This is a genomic window from Muricoccus pecuniae, from assembly GCF_014199205.1.
Taxonomy (GTDB): domain Bacteria; phylum Pseudomonadota; class Alphaproteobacteria; order Acetobacterales; family Acetobacteraceae; genus Roseomonas; species Roseomonas pecuniae.
Window position 1 is genome coordinate 1 of the sequence record NZ_JACIJD010000052.1, and the last position, 8,604, is coordinate 8,604.

The 8,604-nt window shown below is 70.7% G+C and carries 2 protein-coding genes; one reads left to right on the forward strand and one right to left on the reverse strand.

Annotation, left to right across the window (positions count from 1 at the left end; translation table 11 throughout):
- The coding region (locus tag FHS87_RS22675; RefSeq protein WP_376766455.1) for a calcium-binding protein at positions 1-3,774 on the reverse strand (3,774 nt) is incomplete at its 3' end.
- A 585-nt stretch (positions 3,775-4,359) separates the two neighbouring features.
- On the opposite strand from FHS87_RS22675, the gene FHS87_RS22680 reads away from it, so the two are divergent.
- Positions 4,360-8,604, forward strand: a 4,245-nt coding sequence (locus tag FHS87_RS22680; RefSeq protein WP_281394593.1) for a calcium-binding protein, incomplete at its 3' end; no start/stop codon positions are given.

Here is an 8,604-nt window from a genome sequence, read left to right on the forward strand (position 1 = left end):
GACGAAGTAGGTGTCGTCGCCCAGCCCCCCGACCAGCGTGTCCCGCCCCAGCCCGCCCAGGAGCGTGTCGCTGCCCAGCCCTCCCTCGAGGCGGTTATTGCCTGCATTGCCAGTGATGAGGTTGGCCTGGCCGTTGCCGGTGCCCGAGAGGTTGGCGGTGCCGAGCAGGGTGAGGCGCTCGACCTCGGCGGCCAGGGTCAGGGAGACGGTGGTGCGCACCTCATCCGTGCCGCCGCCGGCCAGTTCCGTTACGGCGTCCCCGAGATTGTCGACGAAGTAGACGTCATCGCCCAAGCCCCCGGCCAGGGTGTCGGCCCCCAGCCCGCCGTCCAGCGTGTCGTTGCCCTCACCGCCGATCAGGTTGTTCCGTCCGCCGTTCCCGACGAGCTCGTTGTCCAGCTCATTCCCGATCGCGCCCTGATCCCCCGCGCCCTCCAGGACGAGCCTCTCGATGAAGCTGGTGGCGAGGCCGGAGGTGCTGGCCAGCACCCATGTCGTGACAGGGGCGCCGGCCGAGACGACGACGGTATCGACACCCTCTCCGGCAAGCTCGTGGACGGCATCGAGCACCGTGTCCACGACATATGTGTCGTTGCCCGCGCCGCCCTCCAGGATGTCGGCACCCCCGCCGCCGTCGAGCCGGTTGTTGCCGAGGTTCCCTCGGATCAGATTGCCGCCGGAATTGCCGGTTCCGTCGACATTGCCCGCACCCGTGAGGTCCAGGTTCTCGATGAACCCGCCGAGCACGTAGCTGACGGAGGACCGGACGGTGTCGTTGCCGCCGCCCGCGATCTCGATGGCGAGATCGCCGGCATCGTCGGCGATGTAGATGTCGGCTCCGCCGCCGCCCGCCATGGTGTCGGGCCCCGCGCCGCCGTCGAGCGTGTCGGCCCCGTCCCCGCCTTCCAGGATGTCGGCGCCCTCCCCGCCTTCGAGCCGGTCGGCCCCGTTCCCGCCCTCCAGCCGGTCGTCGCCATCCCCGCCGAGGAGCGTGTCGTGGCCGAGTCCGCCATGCAGCACGTCCGCGCCGAGACCGCCGAGCAGGCGGTCCTCGCCCGCGCCGCCGCGGAGGGTGTCGCGGCCCGCCCCGCCCGCGAGCGTGTCGTTGCCGTCCAGCCCATTCAGCACATCCGCGCCCTGGAAGCCGGAGATGCTGTCATTGCCCAGGGTTCCGTCCAGCAGGTCCGGATCGGCGGTGCCGTCGATGACCAACCCCGTGGTCGTGAGCTGGGCGATGAGTTGGCCGTCGGTGAACTGCCCGTCCCCGAAACGGAACAGCTCGACACCGCTGACCAGGTCGGTCCCGCCGCCCTCGGTGTCGGTCACGGTGAAGACGCCGGTCTGGGCGTTGTAGGCGATCGCGTAGGAGTTGCGGGTCCCGCCGTACTGCACGACATCGGCCGTGCCCTCGCCCCGCAGATCGGTGATGACGTCGTTGCCCGCGCCGCCGTCGAAGACGTCGTTGCCGAGGCCTCCGGTCAGGCTGTCGTCGCCGACGCCGCCGGACAGCGTGTCGGCACCCGCGCCTCCGGTGAGGAGATCATTGCCGCCACGGCCCGAGAGGACATTTGCCCCGCCGTCGCCGACGATGACGTCATTTCCCTCGCCGCCTGTCGCATTCTCGATTCCGCTGAAGCGGTCCTCCAGGGCCGGGGCGATCGTCTCGCCGGTGTCGGGATCGCGGTTGCTCCGGGTCTCGCCGGCGAGGAGGTCGATGGTGAAATCCGCGAACTCGCCGCGGTAGGAAACCGTGTCCGTGCCCTCGCCGCCGTCGAGACTGTCCTCCCCGAAGCCGCCGAGCAGGACATCGTTGCCGGCGCCTCCCTCCAGCCTGTCGTCCTCGGCGCCGCCGCTGAGCGTGTCGTTGCCGTCCTCGCCGAGGATCTCGTCCTCGCCGCTGCCGCCGATGAGGAAGTCGTCCCCGAATCCGCCCTGCAGCTCGTCGTCGCCGTCCCGGCCGTCGATCCGGTCGGCCTCCTCCGTGCCGGTGAGGATGTCGGCCGCGGCGCCGTCGCCGGGGCCGGTGATCGCTTCGCCCGGCGGCAGGTCGTTGACGCCGTAGAAGAGGTCTGCCGACACCGCATCGCCGCCCGGCAGCAGGACGGAGCCCGCCACCGTCACGCCGAAGGCGATCTCCTCGACGCCCCGGAGGATGTCCTGCCCGTCATGGGACGCCGTGGCGCCCGGGCGCATGTCCCGCACGGTGAGGCTGCCGTCGCCGTTCAGGGTGATGGAGTAGAGATGCCGGGGGCCGCGATAGGCCGCGCTGTCCTGCCCATCGCCGCCATCGAGAAGATCGTTCCCGCCGCCGCCGAGGAGCGTGTCGTCGCCGAGCGCGCCGTGGAGGCTGTCCGCCGCGCCCGCACTCCCGGCGCGGTCCGCGATGATCAGGTCGTCCCCCACCGTGCCGACGAGGATGTCCGCCCGCGGCGCCGCATCCTCCCCACCGTCGCCGAGCAGGACCTGGTTCGGCGCCCGCGTGTCCAGGATCTGCGCGGCGATGTCGCCGTTGGGGTCCTGCGTCACCACCACGACTCGCTCCCCGACGAGCCCGGTCACCGCGTGCTCCCGCGCAGCGATCGCGCCGTCGCCCTGGAAAGCCTCGTAGGGCTCCTCGGCCGGGATGCTGAAGGCGGGAGGCGAGCCGGCGGCGAGGCTGACATGCTGGACGAGAAGGCGGCCGTCCGCCGTGCCGAAGGAGACCGTTGCGCCCCCGGCGGCGTCCAGGCCCGCCACGTCGAAATCGCCGCCATGGCCGGGAGGAAGGGTGGCGACGATCGTCGCCGCGCCGGCGGTCCAGCTCCCCCCGGCCGTGTCCACGACGAAGGGCATGCCCTTGATCACCGGAACAGCGCCCGATCCATCGACCCAGAACACGCCGAGGCTGCCGTCGCCGAGGGCGACGATCCGGGCCATCGCCCCGTTCGGGACGAGGATGCCGGCGAGCGCGCTGTCCAGGTCGATCGCGCCGGAAGGGAGTGGAGCGCCCGATTCGGCGTCACGGACCTGCCCGTGGAGCCGGCCGTCCGGACCGATCCAGAGGATTGCGAGATCGCCGTCCGGGAGCATGGCCAGTGAGGGATCGCGACCCGGGCCGAGGTCGAGCACGGCGTCGCCATTCGCACCGCCGGGGCTTCCATCGGCGCCGAGCGGCTGAACGGAGACGGGCTGCCCCGAATCGTCGAGCGTCAGCCCGTAGCGCTGCAGCTTCACGCGCGCCGGCTGCCCCGTCGCTTCCTCCACCCAGGCCGCCGTGAAGCCCGGGAGCGAGGTGGCGCTCCCGGCAGGGAGGGCGTGGGAGACGAGGGCCAGGTCGTACTGCACGAGACCCGGCCGGGCCTGGGGCGGGGACAGGATGAATTCCGTCCTCGCGAGACCGTCCGGGCCGGTTAGACGGGCGTGGAAGGTGATGGGCCCCGTGGCCGTCGCGCGCTCCTGCCACACCGCGGCGTAGCCGCCGCCCCAGCCGATGACGGAGGGCCCGCCGAGAATCGTGCCAAGGCCGTCGTCGAGCTGCAGCGGCCCCGCCTCGGCCGCCGCGACGGGAGCGAGCACATGGTCCAGCACCTGCAGGCGGACATGCGACTCGATGACCAGTTCCGTGATGGGATCGAGCACATCCTGGCGGTAGGCCACGCCGAAGCGGGTTCCCCCATTGCCGGCCACCGCCGGCCCGGAATGGGTCGTGCCGGCCCCGAAACTTGGCTCGTTGACGTTGAAGCCGTCGAGCATGTCGAGCGAGTTGCCCCAGGCGCTCGCGCTGATAGTGGCCATTCTTCCGCACTCCTGTTGGCGATCGGGGGCATCTCGTATCGAAGGAGAAATCACGTCGCCGTGATGTTCACCGAAAGAAACGATCCCGCCTTACCTCTCGTTTTTGTGAACTGAACCAATTTTCATCTTTGAAACATGGTTTTCAACAGCTTGGAGGCGTCCGACGCGCGTTCTCGCATCTCAGCCCGCCATTCTCGTCTCAATAATTACTGTTGAGCCTTCCGTTTGCAAATCGATAATTGTTTTATCGACGCAAAGGCGTTCAGGGGCGGAACAGGCTGACGATGAAAGCAAATAGAGACGTTGCACGGCTTTTCTACCTCAAGTTGTGTTCCCGGCGAACGGACGAGAGCAGAGCCGGGAGATGCCGTCATTCGTTTCGTTCAACAAAAGAAACGAGCGACGCGAGTAATAACAGCCGTTCCGACAGTACCGGTATGAAGGCCGGCTGATCTCGCGGGGCCGGATCAGGAGCCTCGTCGCCGGCCCGATTGCCTCTTCCCTAACCGCCGCCCGGAAGCGGGCGCCGATCCGAAACCGCTGCACAGGCGAGACGCCAGCGAGGCGCTCGCGGAGGGCTGAGAGATGGCTACACCGACTTCCTGGGGCCTCACCGAGGCTGACCTCGACGGGTTCGGCATCGTCGCCGACCCCACTTCGCAGGCGCGGCCCGTCGTGGCCGACAACGGGGCGGAGTTCTTCGGCGTCGCCTATGTGAACGGCTCGGGCGCGGAGGCGCGCATCACCGCCCGGTTCTATGACGCCCTGGCCAATCCGGACGAACTCCTTCCCGGCCCGATCGACATGAGCGACGGCGCCGGCATCATCCAGGAGGACCGGCCCCTCGCCATGGCGGGCTGGATCGAGGGCTACACCGTCGGCTGGAGCGAGAGGGCGGGAGAGGGCGCGCCTGTCCTGCTCAAGGCGCGGCTGAGCGGGCCCGAGGCCCTGGCGGGCGAGGAGTTCCACATCGCGGATCCCTCCTTCTACCCCGCCGGCACGGTCGTGACGGAGCAGCGCGACCTCGCCCTGTCCGGCGGGGAGAAGGTCCTCGCGGACGGCGTCACCATCATCGTCGGCTTCACCGCGGTCTGGGTCGAGGATGTCGTGGTCGACGGCGTCGCCGGAACCCGCGTGATGATGCAGCGCTTCGAGGTGCCGCTGGACGCCGCCGGCAATCCGGGCGGCCCCGTGCCCGCCGGCATCTCCGGCGAGGTCGCCGATGGCGACAACGCGCCGGTCCAGCTCGCCCTGGGCGGCCGCAGCCCGAGCATCGCCGCGCTCCATGACGGCGAGCAGGTGATCACCTGGATCGGGCGCGACAGCCCGGACGGGCCCGAATACGTCGCCGCCCGGCTGATGGACGCGGACGGCGCCCTCATCCGCGATCCCGGAACGAACGAGGTCGTGCTCGATGCCCGCCTCCCCGTTCCGGCGGGCGCCTCGGCCCTCGCCGATGGTGGCGTGGTGCGCGTGGCCTCGGTCGGCGTCGGCGGCTTCGCCATCTTCTGGGTGGCGCAGAACGAGGCCGGTGGCCTCGAACTCTGGGGCCAGACCTGGATCTTCGGCGATGCGGATCCGACCTTCGTGCCGCGCGCCCCGGCCCACAAGGTCGTGGACCTTCCCGCCGCCTTCGACGGCAATCTCAGCGTCGTCGGCTTCGGCGAGGATTCCGAGCGCGGCGTGGTGAGCTTCGGCGTCGAGGGCGGCCCCGCCCAGGCGCTGAACTTCGACGAGCGCGGCTTCATCTCCGGGACGGTCGTGCCCGTCGGGACCGGCGTTCATGCCAGCAGCTCCGCGGGCGGCCTGACCGGCGAGCGCGCCGTCGTCGTCTGGGGCGAGAATGGCGACGTGACCGCGCAGATCGTGGACACGCGCATCGTCGATCCCTCCAGCCCGACCGGCATCAGGCTGGTCGGCGACCGCGTGCGCGACGGCGAGGTGCGGGTGGACGCGCGGCCCGACATCCTCATCGGCACGGTGAAGAACGACATCTTCGTCACCGACCGCGCCGACACGCGCGGGGGCCGGCAGGCCGAGGACGAGGCCTATGGCGCGCTGGGCGACGACACCCTCTACGGCGGCGGCCTCTCGGACATCCTCGACGGCGGCGAGGGCACGGACAGCGCGGCCTATCGCGGGGCGCGCAACCAGTACTCCGTCACGGTGAACGGCGATGGCAGCTTTACTGTCAAGGACATGCGCGGCGGCGCGAATCCCGGCGCGGACGGGCAGGACCGGATCGTCGACATCGAGAAGCTGGACTTCAACAGCACCGTCGTGGCCGGCAGCCTGACCCTCGGCAGCGCGCGGAACCTCGCGGGCACGGGCAGCGTGCCGGTCGAGACCTCCGTCTTCTTCCAGGGCCTGCCGGACACCTACCAGGGCCTACCGGCGGGCACGCCGACGGATGGCACGCCGATCGGCTGGGGCATCAGTTCCCCGGCGCCCTTCGCCGTGAACACCGGCGTGCTGGGCGGCGTGAGCCTCGCCGCCGGGGATCAGGCCTCCCCCAGCGCCGTGGGCCTGCTCGGTGGCTTCGGCTTCGCCTGGCAGACGGGTGACGAGGTGTACTTCAAGGCCTACGACGCCCTGGGCGCCGCCGACGCGGCTTTCGGCGGCGCGGCGGCCCAGGTCTTCCGCCTGACGGACGGCGTGGGCAGCGTCTCCAACGTCGTCGCGACGGGCGCGGGCAATGCGAGCGTCGTCGCTGTCTGGGAGGAGGGGGGCGGCATCCATGGCCGCTTCGTCTCCTCCGTCGTGGGCCTCGTCGGCCCCGGGGAGTTCACGACGGCACCGCCGGCCGCGGGTACGGTGCAGCACGGCGCGCAGGTCGCCGGCTACGAGGTGGTGGACGCGAACAACGACACGCAGGAACTCGGCTTCAACGTCGTCTTCACCGAATCCGCCTCCGCCTCGGAGCCCGGGCGCGTCCTGCTCCAGCGCTTCACCGTCTTCTCCGTGCCGGCCGATCCCGGCCGGGACGTGGACTTGCAGGGGGAGCGCGCGCCGGTCTCCGTCGGGCTCGACGGGCGCCCCGCCCTGGTGCTCGGGGATAGCGGCGACAACGGAACCATCGAGCTCTCCGCCTCTGGCCGCGACGCGAGCATCACCGGCCTGCATGACGGCGAGGTGGTCGTCTCCTGGGTGGAGCGGACGGACGAGAACGGGCAGCCCGTCGACTCCGTGAAGGTGCGGGTCTTCGAGCCCTCGATCGACGCCGAGGGCTACACCGTGCTCGACGGCGGCTCGGCGGTGATCACCCTCTCCGGCATCAAGCTCGGCTCGGTGCCCGAGGTGGTCGGGCTCGGCTTCAACTTCGCCATCGCCTATGTGACGGAGGACGACCACTACGTCGCCCAGATCTACACCCCGGCGGGAGGTGGCTATCAGACGGCGGGGCTGGCCGATTTCGGGGTGCTGCCCGCCGGTGCCGGGGCGAAGCATCTCGTCGCCACCGACTTCGACGGCACGAGCTTCACCATGCTCGTCGAGGGCGCCGACGGCATCGTCACGGGCCAGCTCTTCGGCGCCGGCGGCGAGAAGATCGGGGGCCTCTTCCCCGCCTTCGGCTCGGGCGTGGGCCTCGACCGCGGCGGCTTCACCGCGGCGACGCTGGACGATGGCCGCGTGGTCGTGGCCACGACGGGGCAGGCGCCCGGCAGCGGGGACACGAACGGCATCGTAGGCGCCCTGTTCGACACCCGCGTGCCCGGCGAGCAGATCATCGGGCCCCGCGACGGCGCGCCGCGCGACCTGCTGGTCGGGACCATCGGCAACGACGTGATGGACGGGCGCGTGCAGGATGACGAGCTGCATGGCGGCCTGGGCAACGACGTGCTTCTCGGCGGCAGCGAGAACGACCTGCTCTTCGGCGACCAGGGCAACGACACGCTGCTCGGCGGCAGCGAGAACGACACGCTCAACGGCGGCGCGGGCAACGACCTGCTCCTCGGCGGCTTCGGAAACGACGTGCTCAGCGGCGGTACCGGCAGCGACACGATCTCCTACCAGGGAGAGTTCGCCAGCGTCATCGTGACCCTCGCGGAGGGAGCGGCGCAGGGCGTGACGCTGAGCAACCGCAATCCGGCAACCGGCGCGACCACCGCCTTCGCGCAGGAGGATGTGTTCACGAGCATCGAGAACGCCACCGGGGGCGAGGGCAATGACACGCTGACCGGCACCTCAGGCGCCAATGCCCTGACCGGCGGCGGAGGCAATGACAGCCTCACCGGCGGCGATGGGGCCGACACGCTGGACGGCGGGCTGGGCATCGATACCCTGGTCGGGGGCCTGGGGAACGATCTCTACCTCGTCGACAGCCTGGGCGACGTCGTCACCGAGCTTCCCGGCGGCGGGCGCGACACCGTGCACACCACCGTCTCCCTGACCCTCGCCGCCGAGGTCGAGAACCTCACCCTGCTCGGGGAGGGCAACATCTCGGGCACCGGCAACGGCCTGGCCAACCTCATCACCGGCAACACCGGCAACAACACCCTCTCCGGGGCTTTGGGCAACGACACCCTCCTGGGCGGTGCGGGCGACGACGCGCTCGAGGGCGGTGAGGGCAACGACCTGCTCGACGGCGGGCAGGGGGCCGACACCATGGCCGGGGGCTTGGGCGACGACCTCTACTTCGTCGACAACGCGGGCGACGTGGTCACGGAGTTGGCCGACGGCGGGCTCGACACCCTGCGCACCACCGTCTCCCTCAGCCTCCTCTTCCTCGAGGAGATCGAGCGCCTCACCCTGCTCGGCACCGCCGACCTCGAGGGTACCGGCAACAGCCAGGCCAACCTCCTGACCGGCAACGCCGGCAACAACACCCTC